The organism is Abiotrophia defectiva ATCC 49176 (assembly GCF_037041345.1).
Taxonomy (GTDB): domain Bacteria; phylum Bacillota; class Bacilli; order Lactobacillales; family Aerococcaceae; genus Abiotrophia.
Window position 1 is genome coordinate 18931 of the sequence record NZ_CP146287.1, and the last position, 21358, is coordinate 40288.

16 protein-coding genes, 2 tRNA genes, 3 rRNA genes and 2 other annotated features are annotated in these 21358 nt (G+C 46.4%); of the genes, 17 read left to right on the plus strand and 4 right to left on the minus strand.

The window, feature by feature from the left end; translation table 11 throughout:
• Positions 1–6: 6 nt before the first annotated feature.
• From V7R82_RS00095 to V7R82_RS00150, 12 genes are all read left to right on the plus strand, one after another.
• Positions 7–207: a DUF951 domain-containing protein gene (locus tag V7R82_RS00095; RefSeq protein ID WP_023392593.1), complete on the plus strand. Its 201-nt coding sequence runs from the start codon at positions 7–9 to the stop codon at positions 205–207.
• 21 nt (positions 208–228) lie between these two features.
• Positions 229–1329 (plus strand): redox-regulated ATPase YchF, encoded by a 1101-nt coding sequence (ychF, locus tag V7R82_RS00100; protein WP_070756487.1) that lies wholly within the window; start codon positions 229–231, stop codon positions 1327–1329.
• A gap of 18 nt (positions 1330–1347) precedes the next feature.
• Positions 1348–2088: a DUF1129 domain-containing protein gene (locus V7R82_RS00105; RefSeq protein ID WP_338542727.1), complete on the plus strand. Its 741-nt coding sequence runs from the start codon at positions 1348–1350 to the stop codon at positions 2086–2088.
• Positions 2089–2272: 184 nt separating this feature from the next.
• The gene (gene guaB, locus V7R82_RS00110; RefSeq protein ID WP_070756483.1) at positions 2273–3751 is read left to right on the plus strand and encodes an IMP dehydrogenase; all 1479 of its coding nucleotides are present in this window, start codon (positions 2273–2275) and stop codon (positions 3749–3751) included.
• 127 nt (positions 3752–3878) lie between these two features.
• A complete protein-coding gene (locus V7R82_RS00115; protein WP_338542728.1) occupies positions 3879–4577 on the plus strand; it encodes a response regulator transcription factor in 699 nt (232 codons plus the stop codon).
• Positions 4567–5727: a HAMP domain-containing sensor histidine kinase gene (locus V7R82_RS00120; protein ID WP_338542729.1), complete on the plus strand. Its 1161-nt coding sequence runs from the start codon at positions 4567–4569 to the stop codon at positions 5725–5727. The genes V7R82_RS00115 and V7R82_RS00120 overlap by 11 nt, the downstream gene beginning before the upstream one ends.
• A gap of 11 nt (positions 5728–5738) precedes the next feature.
• Positions 5739–7103 (plus strand): hypothetical protein, encoded by a 1365-nt coding sequence (locus tag V7R82_RS00125; protein ID WP_338542730.1) that lies wholly within the window; start codon positions 5739–5741, stop codon positions 7101–7103.
• Between the two features lie 438 nt (positions 7104–7541).
• Positions 7542–9096, plus strand: a 16S ribosomal RNA gene (locus V7R82_RS00130).
• Between the two features lie 235 nt (positions 9097–9331).
• Positions 9332–12221 (plus strand): 23S ribosomal RNA (locus tag V7R82_RS00135).
• Between the two features lie 70 nt (positions 12222–12291).
• Positions 12292–12407, plus strand: a 5S ribosomal RNA gene (gene rrf, locus V7R82_RS00140).
• The 16S, 23S and 5S rRNA genes sit together here with 2 tRNA genes alongside, the layout of an rRNA operon.
• 19 nt (positions 12408–12426) lie before the next feature.
• A tRNA-Asn gene (locus V7R82_RS00145) sits at positions 12427–12499 on the plus strand.
• Positions 12500–12513: 14 nt separating this feature from the next.
• Positions 12514–12586 (plus strand) — tRNA-Thr (locus V7R82_RS00150).
• A gap of 113 nt (positions 12587–12699) precedes the next feature.
• Here V7R82_RS00150 and mscL read toward each other — a convergent pair.
• From mscL to V7R82_RS00170, 4 genes are all read right to left on the minus strand, one after another.
• Positions 12700–13086: a large conductance mechanosensitive channel protein MscL gene (mscL, locus tag V7R82_RS00155; protein ID WP_291428145.1), complete on the minus strand. Its 387-nt coding sequence runs from the start codon at positions 13084–13086 to the stop codon at positions 12700–12702.
• Between the two features lie 74 nt (positions 13087–13160).
• The gene (locus V7R82_RS00160; RefSeq protein ID WP_338542732.1) at positions 13161–14291 is read right to left on the minus strand and encodes an FAD-dependent oxidoreductase; all 1131 of its coding nucleotides are present in this window, start codon (positions 14289–14291) and stop codon (positions 13161–13163) included.
• A 64-nt stretch (positions 14292–14355) separates the two neighbouring features.
• Positions 14356–14526, minus strand: coding sequence for a 2-hydroxymuconate tautomerase (locus V7R82_RS00165; protein WP_070756776.1), 171 nt, complete (start codon positions 14524–14526; stop codon positions 14356–14358).
• Positions 14527–14544: 18 nt separating this feature from the next.
• On the minus strand, positions 14545–15711 hold the full coding sequence (locus V7R82_RS00170; RefSeq protein ID WP_311466239.1) for an aminotransferase class I/II-fold pyridoxal phosphate-dependent enzyme: 1167 nt from the start codon (positions 15709–15711) through the stop codon (positions 14545–14547).
• Between the two features lie 183 nt (positions 15712–15894).
• Positions 15895–16131: a binding site (T-box leader), on the plus strand.
• 41 nt (positions 16132–16172) lie between these two features.
• Positions 16173–16412, plus strand: a binding site (T-box leader).
• A gap of 70 nt (positions 16413–16482) precedes the next feature.
• On the opposite strand from V7R82_RS00170, the gene V7R82_RS00175 reads away from it, so the two are divergent.
• The 5 genes from V7R82_RS00175 to V7R82_RS00195 all read left to right on the plus strand — a co-directional run bounded on the left by V7R82_RS00175 (position 16483) and on the right by V7R82_RS00195 (position 21347).
• The gene (locus V7R82_RS00175) at positions 16483–17658 is read left to right on the plus strand and encodes a methionine ABC transporter ATP-binding protein (protein ID WP_338542735.1); all 1176 of its coding nucleotides are present in this window, start codon (positions 16483–16485) and stop codon (positions 17656–17658) included.
• A 77-nt stretch (positions 17659–17735) separates the two neighbouring features.
• On the plus strand, positions 17736–18392 hold the full coding sequence (locus V7R82_RS00180; RefSeq protein WP_268442554.1) for a methionine ABC transporter permease: 657 nt from the start codon (positions 17736–17738) through the stop codon (positions 18390–18392).
• A gap of 29 nt (positions 18393–18421) precedes the next feature.
• Positions 18422–19258: a MetQ/NlpA family ABC transporter substrate-binding protein gene (locus V7R82_RS00185; RefSeq protein WP_023391572.1), complete on the plus strand. Its 837-nt coding sequence runs from the start codon at positions 18422–18424 to the stop codon at positions 19256–19258.
• A 26-nt stretch (positions 19259–19284) separates the two neighbouring features.
• Positions 19285–20490, plus strand: coding sequence for a M20 family metallopeptidase (locus V7R82_RS00190; protein WP_338542736.1), 1206 nt, complete (start codon positions 19285–19287; stop codon positions 20488–20490).
• A gap of 17 nt (positions 20491–20507) precedes the next feature.
• On the plus strand, positions 20508–21347 hold the full coding sequence (locus V7R82_RS00195; RefSeq protein WP_070756768.1) for a MetQ/NlpA family ABC transporter substrate-binding protein: 840 nt from the start codon (positions 20508–20510) through the stop codon (positions 21345–21347).
• The last annotated feature ends 11 nt before the right edge of the window (positions 21348–21358 follow it).

Below are 21358 nucleotides of genomic sequence, written 5' to 3' on the forward strand. Positions count from 1 at the left end.
AACTATATGCAAAAAGACTATGATCTTCATGACATTATCGAGATGAAAAAGCCTCATGCATGCCAAACTAACCGTTGGCAGATTATCCGTATGGGCATGGACATCCGAATCAAATGCTGTCACTGCGGACATATTGTGACCTTAACCCGGCGTGACTTTGAAAAACGACTTAAGAAAATCAAAGAAAAAGCGCCCGAAAAAATCTAGCTAAAGAAAGAGTGAATGACATTGGCATTAACAGCCGGTATTGTAGGTCTTCCTAACGTTGGGAAATCTACCCTATTTAATGCAATTACAAAAGCAGGTGTCGAAGCGGCTAATTATCCCTTCGCTACCATCGATCCAAACGTCGGGATTGTTGAAGTTCCTGATCAACGACTGATTGAAATTACCAAACTAGTTAAACCTAAAAAGACGGTGCCAACTGCAATCGAGTTTACCGATATTGCCGGGATTGTAAAAGGTGCAAGCCGTGGTGAGGGGCTGGGTAACAAGTTCTTAAGCCATATTCGCCAAGTTGACGCCATTTGTCACGTGGTCCGTTGTTTTGCCGATGGCAATATTACGCACGTTTCAGGTAAGGTAGACCCACTTTCAGATATTGAGACTATTAACCTAGAATTAATTCTGGCCGATTTGGAAACCATCGATAAGCGTATTGGACGTGTAGCCAAACTAGCTAAATCTAAAGATAAAGATGCAGTAGCGGAATTAGAGGTTCTAGAAAAGTTAAAAGCTGCGCTAGAAGACAATCAACTGGCTAACTCTGTTGACTTCTACGATGAACAACTACCTTATGTACGCAACCTCTTCCTCTTGACACGCAAAAAGATGCTTTACGTTGCCAATATTGGTGAAGATGAAGTGGTGGATCCTTCGGATAACCCATATTTAGCTCAGGTGCGCGAGCTAGCGGCTAGCCAAGGTGCAGATGTCGTACCAATTTGTGCGCGTTTGGAAGAAGAAATTGCTGAATTGGATGATGAAGAGAAGGCTGTCTTCTTGGAAGACTTCGGTTTGCAAGAATCTGGTTTGGACCGTCTTATCCAACATGTCTATAGCCTCTTAGGACTAGCCACTTACTTTACGGCTGGGGAACAAGAAGTTCGAGCTTGGACCTTCAAACAAGGTATGAAGGCGCCACAAGCAGCTGGGATTATTCACTCTGACTTTGAACGTGGCTTTATCCGAGCTGAGACGGTTTCTTATCAAGATTTAGTCACTTACCAAAGTATGCAGGCCGCCAAAGAAGCAGGTCGTGTACGTTCAGAAGGTAAAGAATACGTTGTACAAGACGGCGACATTATGCTGTTCCGCTTTAACGTATAGCCTATAGGAGGAAAAATCATGACTGAAGAAATTAAACAAACAGAGCAAGTAGAGACGGAAGCAGAGGTTGCAGTTGAGGAGGCTTCTGCCAGCTTAACAGAGTCAGAAATTTTTGGCCGTTTAACCAAACGCAACCAACAATATATGTTGACCCTGGATAGAAACTTAGCAGCTGCTAATCTAACCGAGTCTATTCGACAACAAATCTACCAAGAAATGTGCGAAACCTTGGAAGAGGGTCAACAGACCGGGCAGACTGCCCGTCAATTATATGGCACGCCGACTGAATGTACGGCTGTTATCTTAGAACAGCGGTTTCCTAGCGATGAAGAAGGCGAGCGCTCAGCCGATTGGAAGATTGCCCTCGATGGTGGCTTACTATTAGGATCTGTCTTTACTTTGATTACGGGCTTCTCACTTATGCGACAAGGGCAAAATAGTGAAGCAACCATTAACAATATGGGCTTAATCACCTTAATCGTTAACTACTTAGTGGCAGGGATTGCCATGCTGATTGTGTCCAAGGTGCTACCAGACATGGATGCGCCTAAAGGCAAGCGCGGCTACTTTAAATACTTCTCTGTGTCTTCTCTGGCTATGCTAGGGTGGATTGTTGCTGTCAGCATCTCGAGCGTCATCTTCCCAACGGCTATCAATCCAGTCTTTCCATATGATATCTACTTCATTATAGGGGGCTTGACCTTCCTCTTGCGCTTCTATCTCAAAAAGCGGTGGAATATCAAGGGTGGCCTTTTCTAACAAAATTGAAAGACCGATTCAGTCGTAAACTGAGTCGGTTTTTTAGTATGCAAGATCTAGGAGATTAAAGTAAAGCAACAAGATTAGAATTTAAAAAGAATGAGCCTTTAGGCTTGCTCCTAAGGGGCGAAAGTGGTATTTTATTAAAAATAACTGTTGCTGAGAAGTCAAAGGAGGAAATAGAATGTCAGGTTGGGAAACAAAATTTGTACGTGAAGGATACACATTTGACGATGTCTTGCTGGTGCCAGCGCGCAGCGAGGTATTGCCAAATGATGTGGATTTAAGAGTTGAGTTAGCGCCTAATCTAAAATTGAATATTCCAATTATTAGTGCCAGCATGGATACTGTGACGGATTCGACCATGGCAATCGCTATGGCCCGTCAAGGTGGACTGGGTGTCATCCATAAAAACATGTCCATTCAAGAACAGGCTGAAGAAGTTCGTAAGGTAAAACGTTCAGAAAATGGCGTCATCATCGATCCTTTCTATTTAACACCTGACAATACGATTGAGGATGCGGAAGAATTAATGAGCCGTTATCGGATTAGTGGGGTACCGATTGTAGAGAGCCTTGAAAGCCGTAAGTTAGTCGGGATTATTACCAACCGTGACCTCCGTTTCATTCCAGATTATAGCCATAAGATTGTGGAATACATGACGCATGAAAAATTGGTAACTGCTCCGGTTGGGACGACCCTAGAAGAGGCAGAAAAGATTCTTCATCAACACCGGATTGAAAAATTACCAATTGTCGACGAATCAGGTCGACTATCCGGCTTAATCACCATTAAAGATATTGAGAAAGTCATTCAATTCCCTAACTCTGCCAAGGATCAACACGGTCGCCTTTTAGTTGCGGCGGCTGTAGGGATTACCAGTGATACTTTCGATCGCGCAAGTGCCCTCATTGCTGAGCAAGTAGATGCTTTGGTCATTGATACTGCCCATGGCCACAGTGCTGGGGTTATCCGTAAGATTAAGGAAATTCGTGAGACCTTCCCAGATGTCACCATAATCGCTGGTAACGTGGCAACTGCTCAAGCCACTCGGGACCTCTTTGAAGTAGGGGTAGATGTCGTTAAAGTCGGGATTGGACCAGGTTCTATCTGTACTACCCGGGTTGTAGCCGGTGTCGGTGTGCCTCAATTAACTGCTATTTATGACTGTGCGACAGCTGCCAAAGAATACGGCAAGGCTATTATTGCAGATGGTGGGATTAAATATTCAGGGGATATCGTTAAAGCCCTTGCCGCTGGCGGCCATGCGGTCATGCTAGGGAGCATGTTGGCTGGTACGGACGAGTCACCAGGTGAATTTGAAATCTACCAAGGCCGTCGTTTCAAGGTTTATCGTGGTATGGGTAGCTTAGCTTCAATGGAAAAAGGTTCAAGCGACCGTTACTTCCAAGCCACCAACGAAGCCAACAAACGTGTACCTGAAGGGATTGAAGGTCGCGTTGCCTACAAGGGAAGCGTGGCGGATATTGTCTTCCAAATGATTGGGGGCCTTCGCTCAGGGATGGGATACTGTGGAACACCAAATCTCCAATCCCTACGTGAAGATGCGCAATTTATCCGCATGAGTGGTGCAGGCTTGATTGAGTCTCACCCACACGACGTTCAAATCACCAAGGAATCACCTAACTACTCTCGTAGCTAAAGATTTTAAATGAGATGCCTCTAGGGGCATCTTTTCTTTGTCTATAACTTTTAATAAAACTTAAGACACAGGGCATCTGGTTTGATGTATAATGAAGGAGACTTGATAAGAAAGTGAGGACAGCAAGATGCGAATTTTGGTAGCAGATGACGATCGCGAAATTGTTGAATTACTCAATATTTATCTTCATAATGAAGGTTACGACGTAATTAAGGCCTATAACGGCCATCAAGCCTTAAGTTACATTAAAAACGATGTGGACCATGAAATTGGCCTAATCATTTTGGATATTATGATGCCAAAAGTTGATGGAATGCAGGTCCTAGATAAGTTGCGCGCTGCAAACTATGAGACGCCCGTCTTAATGTTGAGCGCCAAAAGTTCAGATCAAGACAAAATTCAAGGACTGACCAGTGGGGCTGATGATTATGTTACTAAGCCATTCAACCCATTAGAAATTATTGCGCGGGTCAAATCCATCTTGCGTCGCCAGTCCACCTACCAGAAGGAAGTGGCAGAGCCGGATGTAATCGAGATTGGCCCTTTAATTATTCGACGCGCTTCCCACGAAGTAAAGACCTTAACGGATAAGGACATTCAGTTGACGGCTTTAGAATTTGGTATTCTATATCTTTTGGCTAGCCATCCCAACCAAGTCTTTAGTGCCGAAGAAATATTTGAAGCCGTTTGGAACCAAGAAAGTATTGTGTCAGCCAAGACGGTTATGGTCCATGTCAGCCATTTGCGGGATAAGATTGAAGTGGCCACAGAAGGTGAACGTGTCATTCAGACCGTATGGGGAGTAGGTTATAAGATTGAAGGATAAGGATAAAAAATCGCCTCAACCACTCAGCATGAGCTTGACGCGAAGCGAGCGGAGCGAACTCATCGTAGAAGCCATTATTACCATGAGTTTAATCTTCTTACTCTATCTCAGCGCTCTCTTGATCTATCGCCAAGCCATTGATTATAAATTAAACTTCTTTGGCCTAGATACTACGCTACGCCATATGCTAGGCTTAACACGCCAACAAATTATTGTCTCCGTCTATATTTTTTCTCTTGCCTCCTGTGTGGTTGCTATCCTTGTCACCAATTGGCGGGTCAAGCGACGCATTAATCAAATGAAGTTAGCCCACATTCTGGACTATCTTAAATATATTGCGCAAGGCCACTATGAGATTCGTATTCCTCAGACAGACTTAGGTGAGATGGATGAAGTTGTCAGCTCAATCAATCATTTGGTAGATAGCACGGTCAAGGCCATTGAAGAAGAACGGAAGATTGAAAAGTCGAAGGATGAGCTTATTACTAATATCGGACATGATATCCGTACGCCTTTGACTTCTGTCATAGGTTACCTAGGTTTGATTGAGAACCAACAATATCATAGTCAGGAAGAACTAGCCCGTTATGCCCACGTTGCCTATCGGAAGGCCCAGCAGATGCAGAGCTTGGTTCAGGACCTCTTTACTTATACAGCTACTCGTCAGACGACGACGGAAATCAGACCAGTTCAGGTTCAGGTACTACGTTTCATGGAACAGTTAGTGGCTGACTTCGAACTTAACGCCAGAGAAAAAGCCATTGAGCTACGCTTGGATATCCGGCCGCAGAACTTGCTTGCTAGCTTTGATGTCGATAAGATGGCGCGAGTTTTCCATAACCTTTTATCCAATGCACTTAAATATGGTGCTGGCGCACATTATATTGAGTTATTAGCCTATCAAGAAGAAGACTATATCTACTTTAAAGTTAAGAATGATGGTCAACCGCTTGATAAGAGCGAGTTAGAAGATATTTTCCAAAGAAGCTATCGGGCTGATCAGTCACGTAGCGCTAACCAACCTGGAACAGGCTTAGGATTAGCAATCGTCCGTAATATCGTCGAACTTCATCATGGCCGTGTTTATGCCACGGTAGAAGGAAAAGAAACAATTTTTACTATTGAAATCCCCCAAAAATCCCCCCAATAATAAGGTGTACTATGAAAAAAAGTAATTTCTTCCTAGCCTTTTTAGGTCTATGGCTAGGACTACAGGCTTTAGCCACAACGGCTATCCAAGCAGTTGGGACAGAGCCCAATCTCAACGCTCAGTCTGCGATTGCGGTAGATGCTGCTAGTGGACAAATTTTATATCAGAAGAATCCAATGGCACTACTAGAAGTAGGAAATTTGACCAAGCTGCTTAGTTTGCTAATCATCTATGATGCGCTAGACCAAGAGAGCATTCATTTGGATGATCGTGTGACTCTATCTAATGAGGCTTATGCCCTGAGTCAGAATTATGAATTGTCCAATGTACCGTTACGACAAGACTTAGATTACTCTGTCGCCGAACTTTTAGAGGCGGTTGAAATTGGCTCTGCTAACGGGGCTCTCCTAGCCCTAGCTGAGCACACAGCAGGTAGCAAAGAAGCTTTCCAAGACTTAATGCAAGCCAAGGTTCAATCCATACTAGTGGATTCAGATAAGATTGATGAGGTTGACCGAGGAGAGTGGCAGGCCCTAGTTCCTGAGCTTGTTAATCTAACGGGCCTTGTAGAACAAGAAGAAGGTGTGGCAAGCAAGCAGCAGAATAAGCTCAATGCTATCATTCTAGCAGCTATAAGCTACCAATTAGTCAGTCGCCATCCTGAACTCTTAGACAATACCAAAATAGCTGCTAAGCTCTTCCGCCAAGGGACTGATGATCAGTTTGAGATGCATAACAGCAACCAAATGTTAGCCGGCCAAGCCTATGAATATGACCAAGTTGATGGGCTACTAAGTGCCTCGACAGCTCACGATGGCTATGGAACGGTCCAGACCATGGCGCGCGATAATTTTCGCGTTATTGTTCTCACACTAGGAAATAGCGAGTCAGCTCAAAGCTATCATGATAGTAAGAAACTGTTAGATTATGTATATGGGACCTATCAGCTTAAACGCGTTATCTCTACAGGAGATTCGGTCACGCAGATTACTCAATTGTTAGCTCACGATGGTGAACCTGAGCAAGTACAGGCCTATTATGGCGAAAATTTAGACCTCGCAATTCCTATTGTTGATACCACGCCTCGCATTGATTATCTCTTTGAGCCAGATTCTAACCTAGTGACAGCCATTGACAATGGTTGGAATATTCAGGCGCCGCAAGCGGGTGGACAAGCAATTGGACAGGTGCAGGCAGTTATTAAGCAACATGCTATGCAGTTTCTTCCTACAAGTAAGACCAACCGTGTCAGTGTCAAGCTCAGCCATGACATTAAGGAAGCAGGATTTATGGCCAAGTTTTGGCGCGGGCTTGGCCGTTTCTTCAGCGGTCTAGCAGAAGGAATTCGGCAGTTCTTTACCAGACTATTCAATTAATTTTGAAGGGGAAGCTTTAGGGCTTCCCCTTTAATATATTGAATAGGCAATATATTGTGGTAATGACACAATGGCTTAAGCTATAAAATGTAGAAAATAGCTATACGGAGCCAAAGGCAAAGTAGTTAAGAAAAAAAGAATTATAGCACTATATTTAGGGAAGACTAAAAATTAAAACTACTAGATATAGTAGGTGGAGAAAAAGTTAATAAAAGGTGAAAAAAATGTAGGAAAAGTATTGACGAAGAGAAGGATTCATGCTAATATATAGAAGTTGTCACGTGGTGACAACAAGCACATTGAAAACTAAACAAAGACACACCAAGAATGTGAGGGTCATCGAGGAAAACTTGATGAACAACCAACAATTCGGCAGCAGACAAGCTGGGTAAAAAACAAGCTAGTAAAGAAATGAGTCAAGTAGACTTATGAAATTATTTTCATGAGAGTTTGATCCTGGCTCAGGACGAACGCTGGCGGCGTGCCTAATACATGCAAGTCGAACGAACCGCGACTAGGTGCTTGCACTAAGTCAAGGTGAGTGGCGAACGGGTGAGTAACACGTGGGTAACCTACCTCATAGTGGGGGATAACAGTCGGAAACGACTGCTAATACCGCATAGGACATAGGATCACATGATCCAGTGAGGAAAGGTGGCGCAAGCTATCGCTAAGAGATGGACCCGCGGTGCATTAGCTAGTTGGTAGGGTAACGGCCTACCAAGGCGATGATGCATAGCCGACCTGAGAGGGTGATCGGCCACATTGGGACTGAGACACGGCCCAAACTCCTACGGGAGGCAGCAGTAGGGAATCTTCCGCAATGGACGCAAGTCTGACGGAGCAACGCCGCGTGAGTGAAGAAGGTCTTCGGATCGTAAAGCTCTGTTGTTAGAGAAGAACAGCGCATAGAGTAACTGTTATGCGTGTGACGGTATCTAACCAGAAAGCCACGGCTAACTACGTGCCAGCAGCCGCGGTAATACGTAGGTGGCGAGCGTTGTCCGGATTTATTGGGCGTAAAGGGAGTGTAGGCGGTCTTTTAAGTCTGATGTGAAAGCCCACGGCTCAACCGTGGAGGGTCATTGGAAACTGGGAGACTTGAGTGCAGAAGAGGAGAGCGGAATTCCATGTGTAGCGGTGAAATGCGTAGATATATGGAGGAACACCAGTGGCGAAGGCGGCTCTCTGGTCTGTAACTGACGCTGAGGCTCGAAAGCGTGGGGAGCAAACAGGATTAGATACCCTGGTAGTCCACGCCGTAAACGATGAGTGCTAAGTGTTGGAGGGGTTCCACCCTTCAGTGCTGGAGTTAACGCAATAAGCACTCCGCCTGGGGAGTACGGCCGCAAGGCTGAAACTCAAAGGAATTGACGGGGACCCGCACAAGCGGTGGAGCATGTGGTTTAATTCGAAGCAACGCGAAGAACCTTACCAGGTCTTGACATCCCGACGACCGCTCTAGAGATAGAGTTTTTCTTCGGAACGTCGGTGACAGGTGGTGCATGGTTGTCGTCAGCTCGTGTCGTGAGATGTTGGGTTAAGTCCCGCAACGAGCGCAACCCCTATAACTAGTTGCCAGCATTAAGATGGGGACTCTAGTTAGACTGCCGGTGACAAACCGGAGGAAGGTGGGGATGACGTCAAATCATCATGCCCCTTATGACCTGGGCTACACACGTGCTACAATGGATGGTACAACGAGCAGCGAACTCGCGAGGGTAAGCGAATCTCTAAAAGCCATTCTCAGTTCGGATTGTAGTCTGCAACTCGACTACATGAAGCCGGAATCGCTAGTAATCGCGGATCAGCACGCCGCGGTGAATACGTTCCCGGGTCTTGTACACACCGCCCGTCACACCACGAGAGTTTGTAACACCCGAAGCCGGTGGCCTAACCTTTTAGGAGGGAGCCGTCGAAGGTGGGATAGATGATTGGGGTGAAGTCGTAACAAGGTAGCCGTATCGGAAGGTGCGGCTGGATCACCTCCTTTCTAAGGAGTAACGGAACCTCACGGAGCTTGCGTCTTTGTTTAGTTTTGAGTGTGCTCACACTCAAAACTTGCACATTGAAAACTGAATAACCAAACAAACCGTTTTATCATCCGACAGGATGGATGGTAAAACACATTATTTCTAAAATAATGAACCGAGAATTGACCGAGTCTGTAAGAAATTACAGAGTAAGAAAAAAATAGCGCGAAAGTATCATGCATCAAGTATGATCGTGGTTAAGAAACAAAGGGCGCACGGTGAATGCCTTGGCACTAGGAGCCGAAGAAGGACGTGACGAACGACGAAATGCTTTGGGGAGCTGTAAGTGAGCTAAGATCCAGAGATATCCGAATGGGGGAACCCGGCTAGCGTAATGGCTAGTCACACCTAAGGGTGAGGTAGACGCAGAGAACTGAAACATCTAAGTACCTGCAGGAAGAGAAAGAAAAATCGATTCCCTGAGTAGCGGCGAGCGAAACGGGAAGAGCCCAAACCAGTGTGCATGCACACTGGGGTTGTAGGACTCTAACGTGGACTCAAATGAGTTAGTAGAAGCTGGTGGGAAACAGCGCCAAAGAGGGTGAGAGCCCCGTATACGAAAACTGATTTGTACCTAAGAGTATCCTGAGTACGGCGGAACACGTGGAATTCCGTCGGAATCCGCCAGGACCATCTGGCAAGGCTAAATACTCCCTAGTGACCGATAGTGAACCAGTACCGTGAGGGAAAGGTGAAAAGCACCCCGGGAGGGGAGTGAAAGAGTACCTGAAACCGTGTGCTTACAAGTAGTCAGAGCCCGTTAAGGGGTGATGGCGTACCTTTTGTAGAATGGACCGGCGAGTGACGATAGTTGGCGAGGTTAAGTTGAAGAAACGGAGCCGTAGCGAAAGCGAGTCTGAATAGGGCGAAAGTCAGGTGTCGTCGACCCGAAACCAAGTGACCTACCCATGTGCAGGTTGAAGGTGCGGTAAGACGCACTGGAGGACCGAACCAGGACACGTTGAAAAGTGTTTGGATGACGTGTGGGTAGCGGAGAAATTCCAATCGAACTTGGAGATAGCTGGTTCTCTCCGAAATAGCTTTAGGGCTAGCCTCAGAGTAAGAGTCATGGAGGTAGAGCACTGTTTGGACTAGGGGGGCTCACGCTTTACCGAATCCAGATAAACTCCGAATGCCAAGGACTCATCTCTGGGAGTCAGACTGCGAGTGATAAGATCCGTAGTCGAAAGGGAAACAGCCCAGACCACCAGCTAAGGTCCCAAAGTAACTGTTAAGTGGAAAAGGATGTGGAGTTGCATAGACAACTAGGATGTTGGCTTAGAAGCAGCCACCATTCAAAGAGTGCGTAATAGCTCACTAGTCGAGTGACTCCGCGCCGAAAATGTACCGGGGCTAAACAGTACACCGAAGCTGTGGATTCAATTTTTAAATTGAGTGGTAGGAGAGCGTTCTAAGGGCGGTGAAGGCATACCGAAAGGAGTGTTGGAGCGCTTAGAAGTGAGAATGCCGGTATGAGTAGCGAAAGACGGGTGAGAATCCCGTCCACCGATAGACTAAGGTTTCCTGGGGAAGGCTCGTCCGCCCAGGGTTAGTCGGGACCTAAGCCGAGGCCGATAGGCGTAGGCGATGGACAACAGGTAGAGATTCCTGTACTTGTTAACAATGTTTGAGCGATGGAGGGACGCAGGAGGCGACGCCACGCAGACGGATGGAAGTGTCTGTAGAAGCACGAAGTGGTGGTATGAGTCAAATGCTTATGCCTATAACTGTGACGTGTGACCTGGAGCGAAATTTAAGTAGCGAAGGTGGCTAATCAAACTGCCGAGAAAAGCTTCTAGTGAGTTGTTAACAACCCGTACCGCAAACCGACACAGGTAGTCAAGTGGAGAACACTAAGGTGAGCGAGAGAACTCTCGTTAAGGAACTCGGCAAAATGACCCCGTAACTTCGGGAGAAGGGGTGCTGACAGAAATGTCAGCCGCAGTGAATAGGCCCAGGCGACTGTTTATCAAAAACACAGGTCTCTGCAAAATCGAAAGATGACGTATAGGGGCTGACGCCTGCCCGGTGCTGGAAGGTTAAGAGGAGTGCTTAGGAGCAATCCGAAGGTACGAATTGAAGCCCCAGTAAACGGCGGCCGTAACTATAACGGTCCTAAGGTAGCGAAATTCCTTGTCGGGTAAGTTCCGACCCGCACGAAAGGCGTAACGATCTGGGCACTGTCTCAACGAGAGACTCGGTGAAATTATAGTACCTGTGAAGATGCAGGTTACCCGCGACAGGACGGAAAGACCCCATGGAGCTTTACTGTAGCTTGATATTGAGTGTTTGTATGGCATGTACAGGATAGGTAGGAGCTGAAGAAGTGTGGACGCCAGTCTACACGGAGGCGCTGGTGGGATACTACCCTTGTGATGCGGACCCTCTAACCCACGTGTAACAGCACGGGAGACAGTGTCAGGTGGGCAGTTTGACTGGGGCGGTCGCCTCCTAAAGAGTAACGGAGGCGCCCAAAGGTTCCCTCAGAATGGTTGGAAATCATTCGTAGAGTGTAAAGGCAGAAGGGAGCTTGACTGCGAGACCTACAAGTCGAGCAGGGACGAAAGTCGGGCTTAGTGATCCGGTGGTACCGTATGGAAGGGCCATCGCTCAACGGATAAAAGCTACCCTGGGGATAACAGGCTTATCTCCCCCAAGAGTTCACATCGACGGGGAGGTTTGGCACCTCGATGTCGGCTCATCGCATCCTGGGGCTGAAGTCGGTCCCAAGGGTTGGGCTGTTCGCCCATTAAAGCGGTACGCGAGCTGGGTTCAGAACGTCGTGAGACAGTTCGGTCCCTATCCGTCGCGGGCGTAGGAAATTTGAGAAGAGCTATCCTTAGTACGAGAGGACCGGGATGGACGCACCGCTGGTGTACCAGTTGTTCTGCCAAGGGCATCGCTGGGTAGCTATGTGCGGGATGGATAAGCGCTGAAAGCATCTAAGCGTGAAGCCAGCTTCAAGATGAGATTTCCCATTCGAAAGAAGTAAGACCCCTGAGAGACGATCAGGTAGATAGGCTAGAAGTGGAAGTGGAGTGATCTATGGAGCGGACTAGTACTAATCGGTCGAGGTCTTAACCACAAGATTTGAGGTTAGGTTTGAGGTTATTCAGTTTTGAGTGTGCAAGCACTCATATAAGACAACACCCAAGTGTGGTGATAATGGCAAGAAGGACACACCTGTTCCCATTCCGAACACAGCAGTTAAGCTTCTTAGCGCCGATGGTAGTTGGACCTTTGGTCCTGTGAGAGTAGGTCGTTGCCATGCTGGGTGAGGTTGTCTTGATTCCGCAATAGCTCAGCTGGCAGAGCGCATGACTGTTAATCATGATGTCGTAGGTTCGAGCCCTACTTGCGGAGTAAAATTATATATTGCCGCTTTAGCTCAGCAGGTAGAGCGCATCCATGGTAAGGATGAGGTCGCCGGTTCAAGCCCGGCAAGTGGCTTATCAAGAAGTATCTGATGATACTTCTTTTTTATTTGCCCGATATATCATATATGATATATCGGGCAATACAAAAAAGAGCCATCTCTTGCGAGACAGCTCTAAGCGAAAGTCTTATTTTTCTTTCTTCAATTCGTTTAAGATGTCTTGTAATAAGTCTTTCTCGCTTGGACCTGCAGGTGGCGCAGGTGGGTTGATCAAGTCTTTACCTTGAGCCTTCCCTAAAGCCTTTAAAGTCAAGAATAACAAGAAACCAATGATAACGAAGTTAATAACAGCTTGTAAGAAGTTACCTACACCTAGGTAAGTATTCCCAATGCGTAATGAGATGCCAGATACAGTAGCTTGACCAGTTACAGCAACAATGATTGGCATGAAGATATCATTTACCAAGCTAGTTACGATACTTGAGAAGGCACCCCCCAAGATCACAGCAACGGCTAAAGTTACGATATTGTCTTTGGCAATAAAGCCACGGAATTCTTCAAAGATTTTTTTCATTCGAAATTCCCCTCCTTTCATCTACTAATCATAACATGTTTAGACTAATTTGTGTAGTCAAAAAGGGCCAATTCTTAGACTTTTTTAATGTAGGACTCAATTGGATATAGGCTTTGATCCAAGTCACTATGGCCTTGGCTGACATGCTTGACCCACTGATAACCAAGGAAAGGGCCGCTCGTTAAGCCAGAGGAGCCTAGGCCACTGACAGCCCAAACAGATTCAAGTTCTGGGACTGGGCCTACTAAAACAGCATAATCTGGCGTATAGGCACGTATGCCTACTTTAACCCTATGATAAGCCACTTGGTCCGATAAGAAAGGCAGGAGACTGCTGGCACGTTCTTGAAGTTCAGCCAATCGCTGGTCTTCAACGGTCAAATCATAGCCCCGGTCATTCTCATGCGTCGCGCCAATGACGAGCTCGCCATTTTGGAAAGGGATGATATCAAATTTACCGGGCGGCATGACAACCGGCCAAGCATTTCCCTCCCATTCAGGTTGATAGATGCTAAAGAGTTGTCCCTTTTGCGGGCTAATGGCAACATCATAACCAAGAGGCTCTAAAATGTGAGGTAACCAAGCACCACAGGCTAACAGAATAGCATCATAGGTCTTTGTTTCCTTATCTGGTCCTATGACGCTAACATGCTGATCACCATCATCCATAAGCTTGGCTTGTCCATGAATCAACTTACCACCTAGTTTTGGAATCAAACTATGAAGTTCTTGAATCAAGGCCGCACCATCCAGTCGCGCCCCACCAGAGACAAAACTTGCTGGATAAGGGGTCCCTAGGAGTGGAAATTTATCCATGGCTTCTTGAGCGGACAAACTGGTAACCTCTCCAATAGAAGGTGAAGCGGGTCGGCGTTCTTGTGCTCGTTCCTGGTCACGTCTTAGAGAGCTTTCATCTTTACGTACTAGTAAAGCGCCAACCTCTTGGAAGATTGGATCGGTATTTAAGCCATCTTCAGTCAAATCCGCCATGAATCGCCGATAAAACTCAGCCCCTTGAGAAACCAGATAATACCAAGGTTTGTTACGGCGTAAAGTGAACCAGGGGCAGATAATGCCTGCGGCCGCCTTGGTTGCTTGGCCGGTGCCATCTTCATAAAGGGTGACAGTGTGACCTTCTTTGAGGGCATAATAGGCCGCTGTCGCGCCGACTATCCCGCCCCCAATAATTACAAGATTCTTCTTCATCTTAGTGCCTCCTTCAATTGGCTAATGGTAAAGGCTGAGGAATTACCTCAGCCAGTCTACCTGTCTATTTAGGATTGTGGAAATAGTTTTCTTTCTTCATGTCTTGAAAGACAACGTGAATGCGTTCGGTAGGCGCCCCACTATGTTTGGACACGACCTCAATAATTTCTTTGGCCATGGCTTCTTTGGCTTGAGGGCTACGACCTTCTAATAGTTCAACGTGGATAAATGGCATAAAAGCTCCTCCTTAAGATTATTTAGTCTTTTCTTGGGTAAAGGCTTGAATTCGATTCATGGCTTCTGCCAATTTTTCTAGGCTGGCAGCATAGCTGAGACGGAAGTAACCTGATCCGCCAGGTCCAAAAGACTGGCCAGGGACTGCCCCCACCTTAGCTTCTTGAGCCAAGGCCAGACAGAAGGCGAAGTCATCACCTTGGAACCAGTCGGGTACTTTAACGAAGAGGTAAAAGGCGCCTTCTGGAAGCAAGGTTTGGTAGCCAATCTCGCGGAAACGGCCAATCAGGAATTGGCGGCGTTGGTCATAGGCTTGACGCATCTCATGAATACTATCATCACCTGAGTGATAGGCAGCAATAGACCCATATTGTGAGACGGAAGGTGGTGTATTGACAGTTGCTTGATGGACCTTGAAGATTTGGCTCAGATAGTCCTTAGGTCCAGCGATAAAGCAAGAACGCCAACCAGTCATGGCATAGAATTTAGAGGTCCCGTTAATTAGGATGGTACGCTCAGGAGCCAGTTCCGCCATGGAAACATGTTTATCAGAATAGGTAAGTTCGCTATAAATTTCATCAGAAACAATCATGAGGTCATATTTGCGGGCTACATTGGCTAGAGCCCCCAACTCCTCTCGACTATAGGTAACGCCGGTAGGGTTGCAAGGATGGTTCAAGAGCAGAATCTTAATCTCAGGATGGCTTTCTAATTGAGCCTTGAGTTCGTCTGCCTCCAGCTTGAAGTGACTATGGCTGACATCGTGACGAATGAGTTCTGCCCCAGCAAGACGAACTTGCGTTTCGTAGATAACATAGTTAGGTGCAGGCACAATGACTTTTTGGCCAGGGTTAAGTAAGCCAACCAGACTGGCAAATAAAGCTTCAGTCGCTCCCACGGTTACGATGATTTCTTCTTCGGGACTGTAGTGGAGTTCATAGTGACGCTCTAGAAACTCGCTGATAGCTTGGCGCAAGGCTAAGAGACCACGCGAATGGGTATAGCCGTTCAGGTCTTTGCGGATAGCCTCAATGGCGGCTTCCTTAATGAAATCGGGTGTTGGAAAGTCTGGCTCCCCGATGGTGAGGGGGATTAAGCCTTCGATTTTGCTGATTTGATCGTTAAAACTACGGATAGGGCTCGGCTTAATGGCGAGCAGGCCTTGGTTGACTTGTGGCGTTGACATCTGATGAGCACTTCCCTTTCTTCCTTAACTTCTATCTACTAGTTTATCATACATAGACCGACATAATCTAGAGCATGGTGGAAAAAGTCCATGTAAAAATGAGAAGAACTCACCTCTTCATCAGAATTTTATCATAAAAGGCTTGACTTTTAGCGGGAATCTGGGTATAGTAGAGGCATATCTGAAATATCGTTGAACAGAAGAGTAGTAAAACTAGCGATTCAAGAGAGGTACCGGCAGGTGAAAGGTACTATCGAATAGGTTATGAAGATGGTCTGGGAGATAAATACGCCGATAGGTAGGTGTGTTCGGGTCATTCCCCCGTTACCAGGAATACCAGTTACGCTGTAAGGCCAGCTGGGTAGAGGGAAGCTTAGGCTTCCGAATAAAAGGTGGTAACACGATCACATCGTCCTTTTACTAACAAGAGTTAGTAGAGAGGGCTATTTTTTTTAAGATAAGATAATGCGATGAAATAGTAAGTAAGGTCGCCTCGCCTTTACAGAGAGCTTCGGGTGGTGGAACGAAGCATGGCAACGACATGAAAATGGCTATGGAGCGAAGATTTTGAATGGCTTAAGCTGATTCAAGTCTCGGTGCGACCGTTAAAAGCAAAGAGTATCAAATCAGGATACTCGCTAAGGGGCAATATGTGAGTATTGCCTGAACAAGAGGTGGTAACGCGTCATGACGCCCTCAAGGTAGGCTCTAGGCCGCCTTGGGGGTTTTTTCTAACCCACCCACGAGCCTTGAAATAAGGAGGAATTATAGGTGATAGAATTAAAGAATATCTCTGTCACATTTAGACAGAAGGACCGCCAGGTCCAAGCAGTCAAAGACGTTGATTTGACAATCGAAGAAGGCGATATTTACGGAATCGTCGGCTACTCTGGTGCCGGGAAATCCACCCTGGTCCGGGTCATCAACCTCTTGCAACGCCCAACAGGTGGGCAAGTGACCGTTGGTAAGATAGCACTTCAGGGTCTGTCCGGTCGACGTTTGCGTGAGGAACGTAAGAAAATCGGCATGATCTTCCAACACTTCAACCTCATGCACAGTCGGACAGTCTTCAATAACGTGGCTTTCCCACTCCAGTATGATGGTGACAATTTCCGCCAGTTTGGCCAGCATGTCGGTCAGGCCTTGGCCTTTTGGAAATGGTCTGGAAAGGCCGGCGAGAAGTTGACCGCACCTTTCAAGTTCTGGCCTCAAGTTCGCAAGGAACGTCGGCAAAAAGTTCTAGAGTTACTTGAACTAGTAGGGATTGCTGACAAGGCAGAAGCTTATCCAAGCCAATTATCTGGCGGGCAAAAGCAGCGGGTGGCGATTGCGCGGGCCTTAGCTAGCAACCCTAAGATTCTACTCTGTGATGAAGCAACCAGTGCTCTCGACCCAAAAACAACCTTGCAGATTTTGGACTTGCTCAAGGAATTGAACCAAAAACTAGGCTTGACCATTGTCTTGATCACTCACGAGATGCAAGTAGTCAAGGAAATCTGTAACAAGGTAGCCGTGATGGAAAATGGGGAAGTCATTGAAGCCGGATCAGTTGTGCCAATCTTCAGCCAACCAGCCCAAGCGCTAACCCGCGACTTCATTCGGACCGCGACCCATGTAGACCAGGCCTTAGCTACCATTCTCAGCCAGCCTAAGTTCTCTCAACTTAAGGATGATGAATGGTTAGTAGAATTGTCCTACTTAGGCGACGAAACCGATGAACCATTGATTGTGACACTCTACAGTCTCTTCAATGTCACCGCCAACATCTTGCATGGTAATGTCGAGATTATTGATAATACGCCAATTGGGAATTTGATTGTCACCTTGGCAGGGGCAGAAGCTGATAAGGAAGCTGCCGTAGCTTACATCAAAGAACAAGGTGTCAACCTTAAGTTCCTCAAGCGTCCACACAGCGCCAAAGACTATAAGGGAGGTGCAAAAGACTAATGGCAACATGGTTAGCAGAGTTTTTAGATAAGCTTGGCACTTGGAGTAACCAAGCTTGGGCTAGTTTGGAGCCCATCATGCCAAACGTGGCTAAAATTCCTAAGGACTTTTTAGAAGCCACGCAACAAACCCTTTATATGACCTTCTGGACGGCTCTCTGGTCTGGTATCTTCGGGATTTTGCTGGGTGTGATTTTAGTAGTTACCCATGACGGAGGCATTCTGGAAAATCGTTGGTTCTACCGAATCTTAGATCAACTGGTCAATATTTTCCGGTCCATTCCCTTTATTATCTTAGTCGCCCTCTTAGCGACAACTACGCGCTTCTTAGCGGGTACGACAATTGGTTCCAAGGCGGCCTTGGTGCCACTGATTGCAGGGGTTATTCCCTTCTTCGCTCGTCAGGTCGAAAACGCCCTCTTAGAAGTCAATCCTGGGGTTGTGGAAGCCGCTCAAGCCATGGGGACCAGCCCATGGGGCATTATCTTCCGCGTTTATCTCAAAGAAGGTTTGCCAGGTATCGTCCGCGCGTCAGCCCTCACCTTAATCAGCGTGATTGGTTTAACCGCCATGGCAGGTGCTGTCGGTGGTGGTGGTCTAGGGAACCTAGCTATCTCTCGTGGTTATAACCGATTCCAGACAGATGTCACCTTGATGTCGACCATCTTGATTTTAATCTTGGTCTTCATCACTCAATTTATTGCTCGACGCATTGAAAAGCGCGTCACCCACTAATCAACTTACAATTTTAGGAGGAACACTCAATGAAAAAATGGATTAAAACACTTGCTGCAATTATCACCCCAGTTAGCTTAGGGATTAGCGCCCTAGCACCTGTCACTTCTGCACAAGCAGCAGAAAAAGTTAAACTTGGTTTAGTCGGTGACGACACCCGAGTTTGGGACAACGTTAAAGAACGCTTGGCCAAAGACGGCATCGAGCTTGAATATGTTAAGTTCACAGAATACAGCCAACCAAACGCGGCTTTGGCTGACGGCTCAATTGACCTCAACGCTTTCCAACACCAAATTTTCTTAGATAGCTACCTACAAGAGCATAAGGATCAAGAATTAGTTTCTATCGGGAATACTGTTAACGCGCCATTAGGGGTTTACTCTAAGAAAATCAAGGATATTAAAGACTTGAAAGAAGGCGACACAGTGGCGATTCCTTCTGACCCAACAAACGGTGGTCGTGCCTTACGCCTCTTGCAAACAGCAGGCTTAATCAAAGTAGACGAAGCAAAAGGTTACAAACCAACTGTTTCTGACATCAAAGAAAACAAGCTTAACCTTAAGATTCAAGAGTTAGATGCTTCCCAAACTGCTCGTGCTTTAGATGACGTGACGGCTTCCATCATCAACTCAGGGGTAGCAGTTGACGCAGGTTACACACCATCCAAAGATGCCATCTACTTAGAGCCAGTTGATAAAAGCTCAAAACCTTACGTGAACATTATCGTGGCACGTAAGAAAGACGCAGAAAATGCAACTTACAAGAAAATTGTAGAAGCTTACCAAACAGAAGATACCAAGAAAGTTATCGAAGAAGTTTCTAAAGGTTCACTCTTACCAGCTTGGGAAACTTTCGGTACTAAATAAGCCTTGAAATAAAAGGAGGTGGGCCAATGATTCAGGCCTACAAAGATAGAATTCGCGCAGTTGTGGCGGAAAAATTAGCCACTTACCAAGACCATGCTAAGGCCATTTATGAGCGACCTGAGGTCTGCAATACAGAATACTTTGCTTCTGATTTACTGGCTGAGCAATTGCGACAAGAAGGATTCGAAGTCACCCAGAACATTGCAGGTCATGAAACTGGCTTTGTCGGGGTCTACCGGGCAAGCAAGCCAGGTCCTGTCTTGGCCTTCCTAGCCGAGTACGATGCCTTGCCAGGTATTGGCCATGCTTGTGGGCATAACCTCTTCGGTAATTACTCACTTTTAGCGGCCGTAGCCCTAAAAGCCGTCATCGATGACCTAGGTGGTGAAATCCGAGTATACGGAACACCTGGAGAAGAAGGTGGAGAGAACGGCTCTGCCAAAGGTTCCTATGTCAAGGCTGGCTTCTTCCAGGATGTCGATGCCGCCCTTTGTGCTCACCCAGCCCACAAATTCGCGCCGACCTTACGGCTCTTGGCTAATGCGCCAGTTGATATTGAGTTTTTTGGCCGGGCTTCACATGCAGCGGGGGCACCGGAAGCAGGTATTAACGCCTTGGAGGCTTTGATTCAAGTCTTCAATTCCATTAATGCCTTACGCTTAAATCTGACCAAGGATGTCAATATTCACGGTATTATCACCAATGGCGGGCAGGCTGCCAATGTCATTCCGGAATATGCATCAGGTCGCTTCTACCTCAGAGCCGCTGAGCGCAAGACCTTGGAAAGTGTCTACCAAAAGGTAGAAAACATTGTTAAAGGAGCGGCGCTAGCAACGGGATGCGACTACAAGTTTGGTCTCTTTCAGAACTGGGTGGACGATGTGGTACCAACGCCACTCTTCGACCAACTCTTCTTCCAAGAAGTCGCTGACTATGGCATTGATGAGTCCGAAATCGAAAGAAGCGAGCGTAATTCGCTAGGTTCTTCTGATGTCGGCAATGTCTCTCAAGTCGTGCCTACCATTCAACCTACGGTTTCCATTAGTGACAGCCCAATTCCAGGCCATTCCGAGGAGTTTAAAGCCGCAGCAGGTAGCCCTAAGGGTTATGCTTCCATAGCGGTGGCAGCCAACTTGCTGGCTAATACGGCCTTAGCGCTTCTATCGGATCCGGAAAAATTAGCGGCCATTAAGGCCCAGCATCAATCGTTGACACAAACATATAATAATTAATAAAGGAGTCATGCAATATGAAAAAGTTTGTTAAAAAATTAGGGGCTTTAGCCCTCGCAGCAGGTTTAGTGTTTGGGGCTAGCTTCCCAACTGCACAAGCGGCCAAAGAATTTGAAGGCCAAAAAGTAAAGGTTGGGGTTGTCGGTGAAGCTGACAAGGAACTCTGGCAAGCTGTAGCAGAAAAAGCGAAAAAAGATGAAGGTATCGAAATCGAAATTACCAACTTCTCAGATTACAACTTACCAAACGCAGCAGTAGAAGACGGTTCATTAGACCTCAACGCCTTCCAACACATTATCTTCTTGGAAGAATGGAACAAGGCTAACAAGGGGAAAGTTGTGAACATCGGCTTCACTTACGTAGAACCTCAAGGTATTTACTCTGAAAAAGTAAAATCTTTGGATGAGTTAAAAGCTAAAGATGGGGCAAAAATCGCTATTCCTAACGATGTGACTAACCAAGGTCGTGCCCTCTTGACCTTAGAATTAGCTGGCTTGATTGAAGTAGACGATGCTAAAGGTATTTTAGCTAGCGTTAGCGACGTAACCAAGAATGAAAAGAACATCAAGTTCGAAGAAGTGGACGCTTCTCAAACAGCACGTAGCTTGAAAGACGTGGATGCAGCGGTTATCAATGGGAACTACGCAGCAGATGCTAACTTAACCGTTAAAGACGCTCTCTTCGTTGACGCAACTGACAAGGCAAAATTGAAAGATGAGTACAAGAACATCATCGCCGTTAAAGAGTCTGAAAAAGACAACAAACTCTACAAGAAAGTCGTAGAAATCTTCCAATCAGACGAAATCGCTAAAAAGATTGAAGAGTTAAGCAAAAACTCTAAGATTCCAATGTGGTAATCTAAATGATT